Annotated in this window: 13 protein-coding genes and 1 tRNA gene; 5 read left to right on the top strand and 9 right to left on the bottom strand. The window is 43.6% G+C overall.

What is annotated here, in order from left to right; genetic code table 11:
- Positions 1 to 13: 13 nt before the first annotated feature.
- The gene (locus BM090_RS01795; RefSeq protein ID WP_091506324.1) at positions 14 to 2422 is read right to left on the bottom strand and encodes a glycoside hydrolase family 31 protein; all 2409 of its coding nucleotides are present in this window, start codon (positions 2420 to 2422) and stop codon (positions 14 to 16) included.
- 241 nt (positions 2423 to 2663) lie between these two features.
- Between BM090_RS01795 and BM090_RS01790 the strand changes: the two genes are divergently transcribed.
- From BM090_RS01790 to BM090_RS01775, 4 genes are all read left to right on the top strand, one after another.
- Positions 2664 to 4238: a type I restriction-modification system subunit M gene (locus tag BM090_RS01790; protein ID WP_091506321.1), complete on the top strand. Its 1575-nt coding sequence runs from the start codon at positions 2664 to 2666 to the stop codon at positions 4236 to 4238.
- Positions 4231 to 5454 (top strand): restriction endonuclease subunit S, encoded by a 1224-nt coding sequence (locus BM090_RS01785; RefSeq protein ID WP_091506317.1) that lies wholly within the window; start codon positions 4231 to 4233, stop codon positions 5452 to 5454. The genes BM090_RS01790 and BM090_RS01785 overlap by 8 nt, the downstream gene beginning before the upstream one ends.
- 181 nt (positions 5455 to 5635) lie before the next feature.
- Positions 5636 to 6220 (top strand): transposase, encoded by a 585-nt coding sequence (locus BM090_RS01780; protein WP_091507797.1) that lies wholly within the window; start codon positions 5636 to 5638, stop codon positions 6218 to 6220.
- Positions 6217 to 9432 (top strand): type I restriction endonuclease subunit R, encoded by a 3216-nt coding sequence (locus tag BM090_RS01775; RefSeq protein WP_091506314.1) that lies wholly within the window; start codon positions 6217 to 6219, stop codon positions 9430 to 9432. Before BM090_RS01780 ends, BM090_RS01775 begins: the two co-directional genes overlap by 4 nt.
- Before the next feature lie 210 nt (positions 9433 to 9642).
- On the opposite strand, the gene BM090_RS18255 is transcribed toward BM090_RS01775, so the two are convergent.
- The 6 genes from BM090_RS18255 to BM090_RS01750 form a co-directional block, all read right to left on the bottom strand.
- Positions 9643 to 9804: a hypothetical protein gene (locus BM090_RS18255; RefSeq protein ID WP_177199810.1), complete on the bottom strand. Its 162-nt coding sequence runs from the start codon at positions 9802 to 9804 to the stop codon at positions 9643 to 9645.
- Positions 9805 to 9869: 65 nt separating this feature from the next.
- Positions 9870 to 10412 carry a DUF6934 family protein gene (locus BM090_RS01770; RefSeq protein WP_221405320.1) on the bottom strand — a complete coding sequence of 181 codons (543 nt, stop codon included), beginning with the start codon at positions 10410 to 10412 and terminating at the stop codon, positions 9870 to 9872.
- A 423-nt stretch (positions 10413 to 10835) separates the two neighbouring features.
- Positions 10836 to 10912: transfer RNA gene (locus BM090_RS01765), tRNA-Pro, on the bottom strand.
- A gap of 45 nt (positions 10913 to 10957) precedes the next feature.
- Positions 10958 to 11605 (bottom strand): lipoprotein signal peptidase, encoded by a 648-nt coding sequence (locus tag BM090_RS01760; RefSeq protein WP_091506307.1) that lies wholly within the window; start codon positions 11603 to 11605, stop codon positions 10958 to 10960.
- A gap of 33 nt (positions 11606 to 11638) precedes the next feature.
- Positions 11639 to 12601 carry an AAA family ATPase gene (locus BM090_RS01755; RefSeq protein ID WP_091507794.1) on the bottom strand — a complete coding sequence of 321 codons (963 nt, stop codon included), beginning with the start codon at positions 12599 to 12601 and terminating at the stop codon, positions 11639 to 11641.
- 118 nt (positions 12602 to 12719) lie between these two features.
- Complete coding sequence (locus BM090_RS01750; RefSeq protein WP_091506304.1) at positions 12720 to 13268, bottom strand: YqgE/AlgH family protein; 549 nt, start codon at positions 13266 to 13268, stop codon at positions 12720 to 12722.
- Between the two features lie 205 nt (positions 13269 to 13473).
- On the opposite strand from BM090_RS01750, the gene pdxH reads away from it, so the two are divergent.
- Entirely contained in the window at positions 13474 to 14130 is a 657-nt protein-coding gene (gene pdxH, locus BM090_RS01745) for a pyridoxamine 5'-phosphate oxidase (protein ID WP_091507792.1), read from the top strand.
- A 72-nt stretch (positions 14131 to 14202) separates the two neighbouring features.
- Here the strand turns inward: pdxH and BM090_RS01740 are convergent, their stop codons facing one another.
- Both BM090_RS01740 and BM090_RS01735 read right to left on the bottom strand, forming a co-directional pair.
- On the bottom strand, positions 14203 to 14658 hold the full coding sequence (locus tag BM090_RS01740; protein WP_091506301.1) for a hypothetical protein: 456 nt from the start codon (positions 14656 to 14658) through the stop codon (positions 14203 to 14205).
- A 38-nt stretch (positions 14659 to 14696) separates the two neighbouring features.
- Complete coding sequence (locus BM090_RS01735) at positions 14697 to 15431, bottom strand: LytR/AlgR family response regulator transcription factor (RefSeq protein ID WP_091506297.1); 735 nt, start codon at positions 15429 to 15431, stop codon at positions 14697 to 14699.
- Positions 15432 to 15680: the final 249 nt, after the last annotated feature.

Below are 15680 nucleotides of genomic sequence, written 5' to 3'. Positions count from 1 at the left end.
CTTGTATACAATGTTACCACTCCAGCGTTATCATTTCCGCAGTGTTGGCGATGGTGGCCGTGTGGCAAATACTGGTTTCGGCGGCTGGTGGCGCACCTACGAAGGGGTCAAAGTTGGGCAAAGTGTCCATCCATCCGAAATGCTCGCGGTGCGTAGGCGTTTGGCCTGTGGTGTGGCGCACGCCATCCACTTTCCCGAAATCGTGCAGATGTATTTTAATTTCCTGATAATCAGAAATATAATTCCCTTCTACGGCCTCGATTTTTAGTTTTCTTTCGGTTGGGGAAAAGCGAATAACACGCTTGTAAAAATCGCCGTTGGCGTAGCCGTAACTTGTGCCGTCGTCCTCGTACCAAACCAACTCTTGCGTGGCCGCACCTCTGTACAAATGCAAATGCAAAACGGGCTGGGGCTTTTGTTTGGTGTGTTGTGTTGCGTTTTGGGCAAGCAACATACCGCCCGCTTTCACAAAAACGGGTAGCCGCTCTACTGGACATTCTATGATAATTTCTTGTTCGGCTGCCCAATGTTTGCCGTTATAAAAGTCGTACCAACCGCCTGCATTGGCGGGCAAATACACTTTACAAAACCGCTGGTAACTTTCCGTTGGACAAATCAAAAGGCTTTCGCCGCACATGAATTGGTTCTGATAATCAAATAGATATATTTTTTCGTCGTGGCTGTGCTCAATGGCCAAACTCCGCACCACAGGCAAACCCGTTTGGCTATTTTCCCAAAACATCGCGTACAGATACGGCAACAATTTATAGCGAAGGTTAATGTAGTTGCGGGCAATGGCTTCGGTGCGTTCCCCGAAAGACCACGCATCGGTTTGGCGGTTGTCTATCATGGTATGGATGCGGAAATAAGCCGTAAAAGCTGCCACCGAAATCCACCGCGCAAACAAATTTTTGGAAGCCTCGCCCACAAAACCGCCGATGTCCGTCCCCGTGAACGACACGCCCGCAAGTCCCATGCTCATCAGCAGGCGCACGCCAACCAACAAATGTTCGTCGGAAGCAATGTTATCGCCTGTCCAAACAGCTGCGTAGCGTTGCACGCCCGCATAACCTGCCCGCGTGAGTACAAAAGGGCGTTTTTCAGGCAAATGTTGGCGTGCGCCTTCGTAAGTGGCGCGTGTCATTTGTAGGCCGTAGGCGTTGTGGCCTTGTTTGTGGCTGGTGCGCTGGCCTTCGTAGTCAAACTCCACCAAATCGGGCGTAGCTTGTCCCCAAGAGGCTGGCTCGTTCATGTCCGTCCAGAATCCCGTAACGCCTTGTTCTGTAAGTGTTTGCATAGAATTTGCCCACCACGCACGCGCCGCAGGATTCGTGAAATCAGGAAAATGACACCAACCTGGCCATACGCAAGCCGCGTAGTTTTCGCCGTCGGGGTATTGTAAGAAAAGCCCTTGCGCTTTGCCTTCTTCGTACGGCGTGTAGCCGTCTTCTATCTTGATGCCTGGGTCAGTAATCACGACCACTTCAAAGCCTTGTTCTGCTAAATGTTGCGTGAGTTTTTGGGGAGAAGAAAAACGCTCGCCGTGCCACGTAAACACCTTATAATCTTGCATATAGTGAATGTCCAAGTACAGGGCATCGGCTGGAATTTGCTTTTGTCGGAACGTGTCGGCGATGCGCTGTACCTCCACGTCGGGATAATAGCTGTATCGGCATTGTTGCAGCCCCAAACTCCAGCGCGGCGGCAATTCGGCGCGGCCTGTCAGTTGCGTATAAGCCGCAATAATTCCTTTAATCGTCGTGTCGTGGATGAAATAATAATTCATGCGACCCGCTTGCGCGGCAAACGAAGCAAAACGATTATTAGAAGCCCCGAAATTGTACCAAGAACGATAAGTGCTATCCATAAAAATCCCGTAGGACAAGCCACTGTGCACGCCAATATAAAACGGCAACGTTTGGTAAAGTGGGTCGCTTTCTGCGCCGTAGGCGAAACTATCGGTGTTCCAGTTGGTGTACGCGCGTCCGCGTTTGTCTTGGTTGCCTGTTTTTTCTCCCAAACCCAAAAAACGCTCATAAGGCTGCAATTTTTTGTAAGTAACCACTTCTTCGCCGAGCCAACCCGTCCCGAAAGCGGCATCATCTTCGTTGAGCAACGCATTATTTTTATCAAAAAAACGAAAACGCACAGGCGATTTGCCCACTTCCAAACGCAGTTTGGCGGTACTAATTTGCCAATGGTTTTCTTGTTCAATTATTTCAAAATCAGGATTTTGTGGCGGAATAATGACGGAATATGAAAAGTCCGTTTCGGTGTTTTGCTCGATGCAAACACGGATAATTTCGGGCGTGTAAACGCTAATGTTTACGGTGGCTTCTGCCGTGTGGAGTTGCAGGCCGTGCGCGGTGCATTGCGCTTGCGTGCTTGCGCTAAGGCTGCGGAAAAGTGCTGAATTTGCCATAGGGTCGGGGAGTGTGTTAATGGCACAATTTAACAGAAAAAAGCTATAAGTTTTTAAAATACAGTTATGGGGTAAGATTGAGTAAATCGGATCAATTTATATTAAATCGTATCATATCGTATCAGAAAGTATCATAGCCTGCGAGAACACAGACTATTTTTTCGCCGTGCCCAATACCGATAATTGGCATTAAAAACATACATTAGCGGGCTAAAAACAATTAAATTTTTAAGAAAACAGCATGGCAAAACAAAAAGCGACAACCGAAGAACCGCTCGAAAAACAACTTTGGAAAACAGCGGACAAACTCCGCAAAAACATAGATGCTGCCGAATACAAGCACATTGTGTTGGGGTTGATTTTCCTCAAATACATTTCTGATGCTTTCGAAGAGTTGCATGCACGGCTCAAAGCGGAGGAAGCAAACGGCGCAGACCCCGAAGACAAAGACGAATACAAAGCCGAAAATGTATTTTTTGTGCCGCAGGATGCCCGCTGGAACTACTTGCAGGCCAACGCCAAACAACCCGAAATCGGGAAATTGGTGGACGATGCCATGGACGCCATCGAAAAAGAAAATGCTTCGCTGAAAGGCGTTTTGCCGAAAGTGTTTGCACGCCAAAACCTCGACCCCACCAGCTTGGGCGAACTCATCGACCTTGTCGGGACGATTGCGTTGGGAGATGCCAAAGCCAGAAGTGCCGATGTGCTCGGACACGTATTTGAGTATTTTTTGGGCGAGTTTGCCTTGGCCGAAGGCAAAAAAGGCGGACAGTTTTACACGCCAAGAAGCGTAGTAGAATTGTTGGTGGAAATGTTAGAGCCTTACAAAGGACGCGTATTTGACCCGTGCTGCGGCTCTGGGGGGATGTTTGTACAATCCGAAAAATTCGTGGCCGACCACCAAGGACAACTAAACGACATTTCCATTTACGGGCAAGAAAGCAACCAAACCACGTGGCGATTGGCCAAAATGAACTTGGCCATTCGGGGCATCGACAGCTCGCAGGTGAAATGGAACAACGAAGGTTCTTTTTTGAACGACGCACACAAAGACCTGAAAGCCGATTATATCATTGCCAATCCGCCGTTTAACGTCAGCGATTGGGGCGGCGAGCTGATGCGAACCGACGGACGCTGGCAATACGGCACACCGCCCACAGGCAACGCCAATTTTGCATGGCTTCAGCATTTCATTTATCACCTATCACCCAACGGGCGAGCGGGGGTTGTGTTGGCGAAAGGGGCTTTGACCTCCAAAACCTCTGGCGAAGGCGACATCCGAAAAGCATTGGTCGAAAATGGCCTGATTGATTGCATCGTGAACCTGCCCGCCAAACTGTTTCTGAACACGCAAATCCCTGCGGCTCTGTGGTTTATGAGCCGCACCCGCACGAAAAAAATCCCTTCTAACGGAGAGGTGCCCAAAGAGCGGGGTGGTGATAGAGACCGCAGCAAAGAGATTTTGTTTATTGATGCCCGCAACTTGGGGCACTTAATCAACCGCCGCACCCGCGAACTTTCCAAAGAAGACATTGATAAAATCGCGGGGACTTACCACGCGTGGCGAAACCCAGACGCTGACTACCAAGATATTGCAGGTTTTTGTGCGGCGGCGCCCTTGGCCAAAGTAGCCGAATTGGACTTTGTACTGACCCCAGGCCGATATGTGGGGCTGCCCGACGAAGAGGACGATTTTAATTTTGCGGAACGTTTCGCGGAGCTAAAAACAACACTTGAAGCACAACTCAAAGAGGAAGCCCAACTCAACGAAATTATTGCTGCCAACCTTTTAAAAATTAAAATCAATGAGTGAGATTATAGAAAAACCACTCAATGAGATTGGTTGTAGTTTTTTATCTGGTTTTGCATTTAAAAGCTCAGATTATTCAAATAAAGGTATCCCTTTAATTAAAATAGGTAACATACAAAATCGTGTTGTCACAGTTGACTCAAATGGAGACCGTATATCCGAAGAATTGATTAACGATAGAACAAAAAGGTTTCTACTGAGTAATAATGATGTCCTTATTGCAATGACTGGTCAGGGTAGTGTAGGAAGAGTAGGAAAATTAAAATTAAGAAACGGAGACAAAGCCTTTCTTAATCAACGAGTTGGGAAGTTTTTATGTGATGAAGTTAACGTAAATAAGGATTATCTTTATTACATATTAACAACAAATAAATATCAAGACTATCTTTTTAATACAGGGGCTGGAAGTGGGCAACCCAATCTAAGCCCTGAATTAATTTTAAAAACAGAAATTCCTTGGGTTGAATACCCAGAACAAACGGCCATTGCCTCGGTGCTTAGCAGTTTGGACGACAAAATAGACCTGCTGCACCGCCAAAACGCCACCTTAGAACAAATGGCCGAAACGCTTTTTAGGCAGTGGTTTGTGGAGGAAGCAAAGGAGGAGTGGGAGGAAACCACATTAGAAAATCATACTGAAGTTTTTCGCGGCTTGAGTTATAAAGGAAGTGGTCTTTCTGAAATTGGTGTTGGATTGCCAATGCATAATTTAAATTCTGTTTACGAGGGGGGTGGATACAAATATGAAGGAATTAAATTTTATAAAGGTGAGTACAAGGAAAGACATTTGGTAAATACAGGTGACATAATTGTAACAAATACAGAGCAAGGGCATGAATTTAGATTAATTGGTTTCCCTGCAATTGTTCCTGATTACTATGGATTAAAAGGACTCTTCAGCCAGCACATATATAAGCTTATTCCTATAGAAGATTCTTATCTATCAAATGAATTTCTTTACTATTTATTGATGACATCATCTGTTCGGGAACAAATAATAGCTGCGACAAATGGTTCTACTGTTAATATGCTTGCGATTGATGGCTTACAAAGACCTGAATTTAAATTGCCGCCAAAAGACCTTGTTGAAATTTTTACAACCATAGTTTATAGTTATTGGAAAAAGAAATATGCGAATCAAACCCAAATCCGCACGCTTACGTCCTTACGGGATACGTTGTTGCCGAAGTTGATGAGTGGGGAGGTTCGGGTCGTGTAGGGGCAGGGGATGTGTGTCGGGCGTTTTTATACGTTGTGGTCGTTGTGGTGTGGGGATGTTCGCAACGCGGGTGGCCATCCCAACGACGGTTTGGATGGCCGTAGAGACGCAAAATTTTGCGTCTCTACCACATTACCACATTTACCCGTCCACAAACAATATTTACAACCACCAATTACAAATGGATAAATTCAACAACAAATATCGTATTGCTTCCGCCCGTGCCTATTTTTGGGATTATGGTTGGAACGCCGCCTATTTTGTTACCATTTGCACCCAAGACCGAATCAACTGGTTTGGCAAGGTGTTGGACGGGAAAATGGTGTTATCGGACATTGGCGAAATTGCGCATAAATGTTGGGCGGAAATCCCCCAACATTTTCCGTTTGTAAAATTGGGGGCGTTTGTTGTCATGCCCAATCATGTGCACGGGATTGTTATTATTGATAAAACGGAAACCGATTTGAATGTAGAGGCGCAAAATATTGCGGTGGTTCGGGAACAGACGCAAAAATTTGCACCACCATCACCCACCGAAACCCAAACCCAAAACAAATTTGGGCCACAATCCCAAAATTTGGCCTCCATTATTCGTGGATTTAAAATTGGGGTAACCAAAAATGCGCGCCTTTTGCATGCCAATTTTGCATGGCAACCACGTTACCACGACCACATCATACGCGACGAACGAGCCTATCACAACATTTCGGAATACATCATTCAGAATCCCGTGAAATGGTCGGAAGATAAATTTTATATGTCATGACACGAATCACCGAAAATCTTATTGAAACCTTCGCCATTGAATTACTCGAAAAACTCGGCTATACTTATCTGTACGGCTCCGACATTGCGCCCTTTGCCGCCAACGCAGAAAGTACAGAAAGAGAAAGTTTTGAACAAGTGCTGTTGTTGGGCAGGCTGCAAAACGCCATAAAAAGGCTCAATCCCAGCATTCCAGCCGACGCACAGGCGGAGGCCGTCAAAACGATTCAGCGCATCGCTTCGCCCGAACTGCTGACCAACAACGAAACATTTCATCGGCTGCTCACCGAAGGCGTTCCCGTTTCCAAACGCATAGACGGCGACGACAGAGGCGACAGCGTTTGGCTCATCGATTTTAAAAATCCGCACAACAACGAATTTGTGGTAGTCAATCAGTTTACGATTATAGAAAACGGCCACAACAAACGGCCTGATGTGATGCTGTTTGTCAATGGTATTCCGTTGGTGGTGATGGAGTTGAAAAACGCCGCCGACGAAAACACCACCATTCATTCGGCTTTCAAGCAAGTAGAAACCTACAAAGCCATTATCCCAAGTCTTTTTACTTACAATGCTTTTGTGATTATTTCCGACGGCTTGGAAGCGAAAGTAGGTTCTATTTCGGCGGGTTTAAGTCGTTTTATGGCTTGGAAATCGGCAGACGGAAAAGCCGAAGCCTCGCATTTGGTGAGCCAGTTAGAAACACTGATTCAAGGAATGCTCAATAAAAAAACCTTGATAGATTTAATCAGGCATTTTATTGTTTTTGAGAAATCGAAAAAACAAGATGCCGCCACAGGCATTACCACCATTTCGACGGTAAAGAAATTAGCCAATTATCATCAATACTATGCCGTAAACAAAGCCGTAGAATCAACGTTGCGGGCGTCGGGGTTTGATACCTCTTTGCATACGGAATTTGCAGGAAACGACCGAGTGCCCAGCGTACAGAATCAACCCATCGGCGATAGAAAAGGCGGCGTGATTTGGCACACACAAGGCAGCGGAAAATCGTTGTCAATGGTTTTTTATACGGGGAAAATCGTCCTGACGCTGGAAAACCCAACTATTTTGGTCATTACAGACCGCAACGATTTGGACGACCAACTTTTTGATACTTTCGCCGCCTCCAAACAATTGTTGAGACAAGAACCCGTTCAGGCAGAAAATAGAAATCATCTAAAGGAATTATTAAAGGTCTCGTCGGGTGGTGTGGTGTTTGCCACCGTGCAAAAGTTTCAACCAGAAGAAGGCAATGTGTACGAACAACTTTCTGACCGAAAAAACATTGTTGTTGTCGCCGACGAAGCACACCGAACGCAATATGGTTTTAGAGCAAAAACCATTGATGAAAAAGACGAAAAGGGCAATGTAATTGGCAAGAAAATCGTCTATGGTTTTGCAAAATATATGCGAGATGCGCTGCCGAATGCGACTTATGTCGGCTTTACGGGAACGCCCATCGAAAGCTCAGACGTAAACACCCCAGCGGTTTTTGGCAACTACGTGGACATTTACGATATAGCCCAAGCCGTTGAAGATGGCGCAACGGTTCGTATTTTTTACGAAAGTCGCTTGGCAAAAGTGAATCTGAGCGAAGAAGGCAAACGATTAGCTGAGGAGTTGGACGAGGAACTGGCACAAGAAGATTTGACCGATACCCAAAAAGCCAAAGCCAAATGGACGCAGTTAGAAGCCTTGGTGGGTAGTGAAAATCGCGTGGCGGCTATTGCCAAAGATATAGTAACACACTTCGGCCAACGTCAGGAAGTGTTTGAAGGCAAAGGCATGATTGTGAGCATGAGCCGCCGAATCGCGGCAGATTTGTATCAGGCAATTATCAACCTGAAACCCGAATGGCATTCGGAAGATTTGACGAAAGGCGTGATAAAAGTAGTAATGACTTCGGTTTCTTCGGATGGCCCGACCATTTCCAAACATCATACCACCAAAGAACAACGGAGAATATTGGCCGAACGAATGAAAAATCCTGACGACGAGTTACAGTTGGTCATCGTGCGGGATATGTGGCTTACGGGTTTTGACGCGCCAAGTATGCACACACTTTACATTGACAAACCCATGAAAGGGCATAATTTGATGCAGGCCATCGCAAGGGTAAACCGCGTGTACAAAGACAAACCAGGTGGTTTGGTGGTAGATTATTTGGGCATTGCGGCAGACCTGAAAAAAGCATTGGCATTTTATTCGGATGCAGGCGGCAAAGGCGACCCCACCAATTTGCAAGAGCAAGCCGTAGGGTTGATGTTGGAGAAATTAGAAGTTGTTTCTCAGATGTATCATGGTTTCCCTTACGAAACTTTTTTTGAGGCCGACACTTCCCAAAAATTGTCGTTGATACTTGCCGCCGAAGAACACATTTTAGGTTTGGACGATGGAAAGAAACGTTACATCAACGAAGTAACCGCCTTGTCAAAAGCCTTTGCCATTGCCACGCCGCATGAGCAAGCCATGGACGTAAAAGACGAAGTTTCTTTTTTTCAGGCAGTAAAAGCAAGGTTAGCAAAGTTTGACGTAACTGGCACTGGCAGAACAGACGAAGAAATCGAAACGACAATCCGCCAAGTAATCGACAGGGCATTGGTTTCTGAAAAAGTAATAGATGTTTTTGATGCGGCAGGCATTAAGAAGCCCGATATTTCCATTTTATCCGAAGAGTTTTTGAAAGAACTAAAAGGAATGGAGCATAAAAATGTAGCTTTAGAAGTGTTGAAAAAACTTTTGAATGATGAAATAAAATCCAGAGCCAAACAGAACTTAGTGAAAAGCAGGTCGTTTTTAGAAATGCTTGAAAATTCTATTAGGAAATACCATAACAAAATTCTGACGGCAGCCGAAGTAATGGACGAACTCATCAAGCTGAGTAAGGAAATTGTGGAAACGGACAATGAAGCTAAGCACATGGGCTTGACCGACTTTGAATATGCTTTTTATACGGCAGTAGCCAACAACGACAGCGCAAAAGAACTCATGCAACAGGACAGACTAAAAGAACTTGCCGTCGTGCTGACCGAAACCATCAGGCAAAACGCCTCTATCGACTGGACCATCAAGGAGAGCGTAAAAGCCAAATTGAAAGTAGCGGTGAAAAGAATATTGAGAAAATACGGCTATCCGCCAGATATGCAACTGTTAGCAACCGAGACGGTTTTGAAACAAGCCGAAATGATAGCAAACGAAATAACGAGCTAAAAATATCTTTTAAACAAAGGCCTGTGAAGACACAGGCCTTTGTAATGCTATGCAAAATGATTGTGCAAATCAGTTCGTTTGGGTGGTGTGTGGGGAGGGGAATATGGAGGAACCCGCTTTTGCAAAACGGCTGTTGTAGGGGTTTGTATTATAAATTAAAAAATCTGGATTTTTTAATCCAGATTCTATTCTATAATGTTTGACGTTTTTTTAAATAGGCAAAGTTTTAAAGCCTTCCAATGATTTTTTAGCTGCTTCAATTTTGGTTTGAAACAACTTTTTATCCTTGATATTCGCTGCTACAGAACTAAATTTAACTTTAGCGTCTTTAGGAATATCAATTATTCTTTTTGTTTCTACTATTTTTTTCATAACTCCTAACTTTATAAGTAAGCTTGCTCAAATCTATAAATTAATATTCATTCGAGAGCGGAAAATTAATTATTTTTTTTATATACCAAAATATCATGATATTCATGGCCTGGTACATATTGGACAAAAGTGTTATTTGCTGTTCGATTTTTCCCGAAAAAAATATAATTGTTACTTAGGTTTTCAAAATTTTTATCTACAAAATATCTGTATGTTTTAATTCGTTGATTTTCTTTTTTGCAAAACTCATTACATTTCTTTTCACAAAATGGTAAACAGCTCTCCTTAAAATTTTCAGTTGAATCACTACCGCATACATATAATACACAATCTGGTTTTGATTCAAAAAATAATGGAACTGTATGCAAAACTGTATTAAACACAGTGTACATATCTCCATTATTACTGTTTATGTTGTCTATTATTGTTTTACTTTCTTCATCATAATCCCCAAAACCTAAATTATATACAACCCTATTGCCCAAAAGTGTTATTGGACTGTATTCAATAGCTTTAATTATAGTAGAGTTACCAATACTTGCAAAAAGATATTGTAATCTTTCTTCATTTAAAGTTACTTCTATGTCGTAATGGTTATTATTTTGCAATTTTATAACGGTGTTAAACATTAGAAAGTTGCAAAAATAATGATTTATATCTAATATTTAAAATCTGTATGTTTGAATTGAATTTACTACAACGGAAAAAAATTGCGAAAGGCGGGATTAAATAGTACTTCTCTTATTATATGCACAATGTTTGTGGAAAGTGCAAAAGCCTAAATTACATACCTTAGCGTCCGCTTTTTCGCAAACATAATGTTGCAGGCAGGTATTTTTATCCAACCTTGTTTGTAATTTCCCCGTTATTAAATTCAACGATAGTAAAATGCACATTTCGTTGTTCGTCTAAATACTTTATTTTCAATAAGTCGCGAGACATTTACAAGTGTTTTGGTATTTTTATAAGACCTAATTTGCCTGAAACACAAAAAAAGCCAGTAGCACCATAAAGTACCACTGGCTTTTTGTTGGTCGGGGTGGCGGGATTTGAACCCACGACCTCTTGCACCCCATGCAAGCGCGCTACCGAGCTGCGCTACACCCCGTTTTTTTTGAGGCTGCAAAACTAATTTTTTTTATTTATAAGTCAATTACTCCGTTTCTTTTTTTTCGGCTGGCGCGTTGCTTTCAGCGTCTTTGGGTTGCGGGAAAAACGTATTCTGGAAAATCAGAATCGCAACTACGCCCACAAAAATCGCGGAATCGGCGATGTTGAAAATCGGCCAAAACGAGAAAAACTCCCCGCCCCAAATCGGCACCCAGTCGGGCAAAATGCCTTGCCACAAATCCACGTACAGCATATCCACCACTTGCCCATGAAACCAAGGCGTGCTGGCATTAGGCGCAGGAATATCCAGCCAAACGCCATAAAAAATACTGTCCACCAAATTGCCGACTGCACCGCCCAGAATCAAAGCCAAGCAATACAAAAAGCCTTTGTGCGTGTGGCGAATCGCCAAATAGCGCAAATAATAGGCAATGGCAAACATGGCAAAAAGCCTAAAAACACTCAGCATCAGTTTGCCGTATTGGTGGCCAAGTTCCATGCCGAAGGCCATGCCAGGATTGCGGATGTAATAGAGTTTGAACCAGTCGCCAAAAATTTTGATTTCGCCCGCTGCGCCGTATTCCATATTGAAATGAACGCCCAGTTTTACGGCTTGGTCTATGCCAATGACCAACAAACTAACTAAATAATATTTGTAAAAGTCTTGGGACTTTTGCTGTGAATCTTGCATTGTAGTGCAGGTATCTGCTTGATTTTGTATTGGTTATAAAAGTTTTTTGATAATCTCGTCCACGCTTACTTCTTCGGCTTCGGCCTTGAAGTTGCGCACGATGCGGTGACGCAAAATCGGCGTGGCTACGGCTTGCACGTCTTCGATGTCGGGCGAATATTTTCCCGCAAGCAAAGCGTTACATTTTGCCCCCAACACCAAATATTGCGAAGCGCGAGGCCCTGCGCCCCATTCCAAATACTGGTTGGTGTCAGCTACGGCACCACTTGTACGCGGACGGGTTTTGTGTACCAAACGCACGGCGTATTCTATCACGTTGTCGGGCACGGGCACTTTGCGCACCAAATCCTGAAACGCTTTTATTTCTTCTGCCGAAATAATTTTGTTGGCCGTTGGGCGCGAGTGCGTGGTGGTCGCTTTCACGATTTGCACTTCGGCTTCGTAGCTCGGATAATCCAACAAAATATTGAACATGAAGCGGTCAAGTTGTGCTTCTGGCAACGGATACGTTCCTTCCTGCTCAATGGGATTTTGGGTGGCCAATACAAAAAACGGACGTTCGAGGGCGTAGCGTTGGCCAGCAATCGTAACGGAATATTCTTGCATAGACTCCAACAACGCGGCTTGCGTCTTGGGTGGCGTACGGTTTATCTCGTCGGCCAAAATGATATTGGAGAAAATCGGCCCTTTTACGAATTTGAAATTGCGGTTTGTGTCCAATGTTTCCGAACCCAAAATGTCTGAAGGCATAAGGTCGGGCGTAAATTGTATCCTGTTAAAATTCAAATCCAATGCGGAGGAAATGGTTTGGATAAGTAATGTTTTGGCCAATCCTGGCACGCCTACGAGTAGGCAGTGACCTTGACAGAAAATGGCCGTCAGTACTTGTTTTACTACTTCGTCTTGCCCGACGATTACTTTACCGATTTCGGCTTGTAAGGCTTTGAAAGAAGCCTTCATGGCGTTAGCGGCTTCTACTTCATTGGAGAATGTCATTCGTTTGCGGTTTATGATTGAAACATTCGGACGGCGGCGCGTCATCTTGCGGCGGCCTTAGCCCACAAATGTAAGTAAAAATTAACGGTATTTTGGTGAAAAAAGTCTGCGACAGCCGCTAATTCAGGCGCGGGTCTATGGGATAATTGGCCATTGCGCGGTATTCGCCGCCCATACGTTTGAGTATTTCGCGCCAAAGGTGTTCGGGAGGTGTCGTAAAAATAAGGTCGTGGCCTACGTTGCTCGTAATCCAAACTTTGTCTTTGATTTCGGCCTCCAACTGTCCTTCGCCCCAACCCGAATAGCCCAAAAAGAAGCGTATTTGTTCGGCATTTATCTGAAAACTATTGATAAGCTCTTTTACTTGTTCGTAATGGCCGCCCCACTGCACGCCGTCGGCTACATTGATGCTTTCTTCGATTAGATGCGGTACGTTGTGTATGTAGTGTAACGTGTTTTGTTCCACAGGGCCTCCCACAAACAAGGGCATATCGTTTTGTATGACTTCTTCCGACACTTCCTGCAACATGAAATTGGTAGGCTTGTTCAACACAAAACCAAACGAACCCGTTTCGCTATGTTCGCATAGCAGAATTACGGTGCGTATAAAGTTTGCATCTTGCAAAAATGGTTCGGAAATAAGTATCGTTCCTTTTGTTATGAGCATTGATTCCTGATTTTATTCTTTGCAATGATTAGAAAAGATTGAAATATACACAACCTTTTTTCAAAATTCCTTCTGTTTTTTGCTAAAAAAAGGCGCATGTGTACCTTTTTAGCCTAACAAATACTTCTTTGGAGTGGTTGCAGGCGCAAAAAGTTTTATGTTTGCGGCCATAATTATTGCTTGTTTTTGGACAAACCTTACTGCCATGACAACACATCACTATAAAGAAATTGCGGCTATCCGCAAAGATTATAGTTTGCGCTCGTTGGACATTAACGACGTAAACCCTAATCCTATTTTACAGTTCCAACATTGGTTGGACGAAGCCATCAAATCCGAAGTACACGAACCAACGGCCATGAACTTGGCAACGGTTTCGGTGGAAGGTCGCCCATCAGGGCGTATTTTGTTGCTCAAAGGCGTGGACAGAGGCTTTGTGTTTTTTACGAATTACAACAGCCGCAAAGGACACGATTTGAACCAAAACGCCGCCGCCGCCATGACGTTTTTTTGGCCAGAACTCGAACGGCAGGTGAGGGTAGAGGGTTTTATGGAACGTGTGTCGGCGCAGGAGTCGGACGAATATTTTCATAGCCGCCCGCGCATGAGCCGTTTGGGGGCTTGGGCTTCCTCGCAGAGCCAACCCATCGAAGACCGTTCGGTCATCGAACGCCGCATTAGCGAACTGCTTGCCCAATATGGCGAAGAAGAGCCATTGCCGCGCCCAGAAGGGTGGGGCGGGTATCGCCTGATGGCCGACCGCTTGGAGTTTTGGCAAGGCCGCCCCAGCCGCCTACACGACCGCATCGCCTACACGTTGCAGCCCGCCGAAAACTGGAAAATAGAACGCCTTTCGCCCTGATTTTTCATTGATACCAAAATAAAAAAGCCCTCTGAGAAAGAGGGCCTTTTTATTTATAAGGGTAATTTTTGATTAGCGCATATATTTGGCCAATTCGGCTTGCGGACGGATAATGAGTTTTTCTTTTAGTACAAATTCTGTGAGCTTGCTCACAAAGAAGTAAGGGAAAACCTCTGTCGTGAGGATATACAAATCATCTTTGAGCTGAATGTTGCCCGAATCGTCGAAGGTAAATTCTACATTTTCTAAAGCTAATGCACTGTTTTGTTCGGTCATCATGTAGGTTTTGATAACCCCTGTTGCATTTTCAATTTTTGTCGAAATCACTTCGATTTGTACCAAAAAATTAAGGTCAAAATATCTGAAATACAGAAACTGGTAATCAGAATCAATCAACTCAATGAGTTGAGGATTTTCGTTGATAAGCTCTTTTAGTTCTGTAATCATTAAGATACCTGCTTGTTTTACGTTTTCGAAACGATTAACCAAGCCTCTAATATCCTCTAAACTGTATCGAATTTTATTCATAGACCTTTGTTTTAGTGTGTAATATAAATGGCAGTACCTTAAAGCGTATTGAGGTGGTTGTAAAATTCTGTCTGATAAGATTTACTTATCGGAATGAGTTTGTTTTCAATGAGTACAGAATTGTCTTCTACGGCTCTTATTTTCTTTAGATTAACGATATAGGAGCGATGAATTCGCATAAAAGAACTGCTGGGTAGGCGATCGCTTACGGCTTTGAGCGTAGAATATACCACGTGTTTGGCATTTTCTGTAGCAATAAGCACGTAATCGGACAATGCCTCCACGTAAAGTACCGTCTCCAAATCAATTTTAATCATCTTGTTACTCACCTTCACGAAAATATCTTTGCTATTCTCTTCGTTATTGGTAGGATTTTGCGCTGCATTTTTTTGGGCATTGTAGGCGAGTTTGTCCAATATTTTCTCGACTGCTTTACAAAAACGGGCATATTCTGGTGGTTTTACCAAATAGTCTGTTACGTTGAGGGCATAAGCGTCTATGGCAAAATCCGTTTGAGAGGTAATCAGAATGGTTTCAGGCATTTTGGGTAACACTTTCAACAATTCTATCCCAGTCATTTGCGGCATCTGAATATCTAAAAATAATATGTCAGTATCTTGATGTTCAAGAAGATAACGAAGCCCCTCTGCACCATCGCCCAAAGAGGCACGAAGGTCTAACTGTGGATTGAGCTTAATGTAGTGTTCTAAGATAAGTCTCGAACCTGCATCGTCATCAATTAGTACACAAGAATATGTTTTGTTTGTTTTCAAGTTTACAACAGTTTAGGGACAAAATGATTCGTCGGACTAATAGCTAATTTCATCGTGAAATAACAAGTTTTTATCTAAAAAAGCAAAAGACCTATGATTATTCATATTATTTTTGTTTCGATCAGTTCCAAATAAAACACACAAAAACCTTAACACAGTAAAATTATATATATTATTTTAGTTGATAACCAAAATTACCTTTGCTCTTATGCTTTTTCGTGAAATTTTATCGCTGCCTACTTTACATAA

Source organism: Flexibacter flexilis DSM 6793 (assembly GCF_900112255.1).
Lineage (GTDB): Bacteria > Bacteroidota > Bacteroidia > Cytophagales > Flexibacteraceae > Flexibacter > Flexibacter flexilis.
This window is presented reverse-complemented; position numbering and strand designations above follow the sequence as displayed.

Coding starts and splice junctions, on each gene's coding strand:
- BM090_RS01795 (WP_091506324.1), bottom strand. CDS start 2,422: ATGGCAAATTCAGCACTTTTCCGCAGCCTTAGCGCAAGCACGCAAGCG.
- BM090_RS01790 (WP_091506321.1), top strand. CDS start 2,664: ATGGCAAAACAAAAAGCGACAACCGAAGAACCGCTCGAAAAACAACTT.
- BM090_RS01785 (WP_091506317.1), top strand. CDS start 4,231: ATGAGTGAGATTATAGAAAAACCACTCAATGAGATTGGTTGTAGTTTT.
- BM090_RS01780 (WP_091507797.1), top strand. CDS start 5,636: ATGGATAAATTCAACAACAAATATCGTATTGCTTCCGCCCGTGCCTAT.
- BM090_RS01775 (WP_091506314.1), top strand. CDS start 6,217: ATGACACGAATCACCGAAAATCTTATTGAAACCTTCGCCATTGAATTA.
- BM090_RS18255 (WP_177199810.1), bottom strand. CDS start 9,804: ATGAAAAAAATAGTAGAAACAAAAAGAATAATTGATATTCCTAAAGAC.
- BM090_RS01760 (WP_091506307.1), bottom strand. CDS start 11,605: ATGCAAGATTCACAGCAAAAGTCCCAAGACTTTTACAAATATTATTTA.
- BM090_RS01755 (WP_091507794.1), bottom strand. CDS start 12,601: ATGACATTCTCCAATGAAGTAGAAGCCGCTAACGCCATGAAGGCTTCT.
- BM090_RS01750 (WP_091506304.1), bottom strand. CDS start 13,268: ATGCTCATAACAAAAGGAACGATACTTATTTCCGAACCATTTTTGCAA.
- pdxH (WP_091507792.1), top strand. CDS start 13,474: ATGACAACACATCACTATAAAGAAATTGCGGCTATCCGCAAAGATTAT.
- BM090_RS01740 (WP_091506301.1), bottom strand. CDS start 14,658: ATGAATAAAATTCGATACAGTTTAGAGGATATTAGAGGCTTGGTTAAT.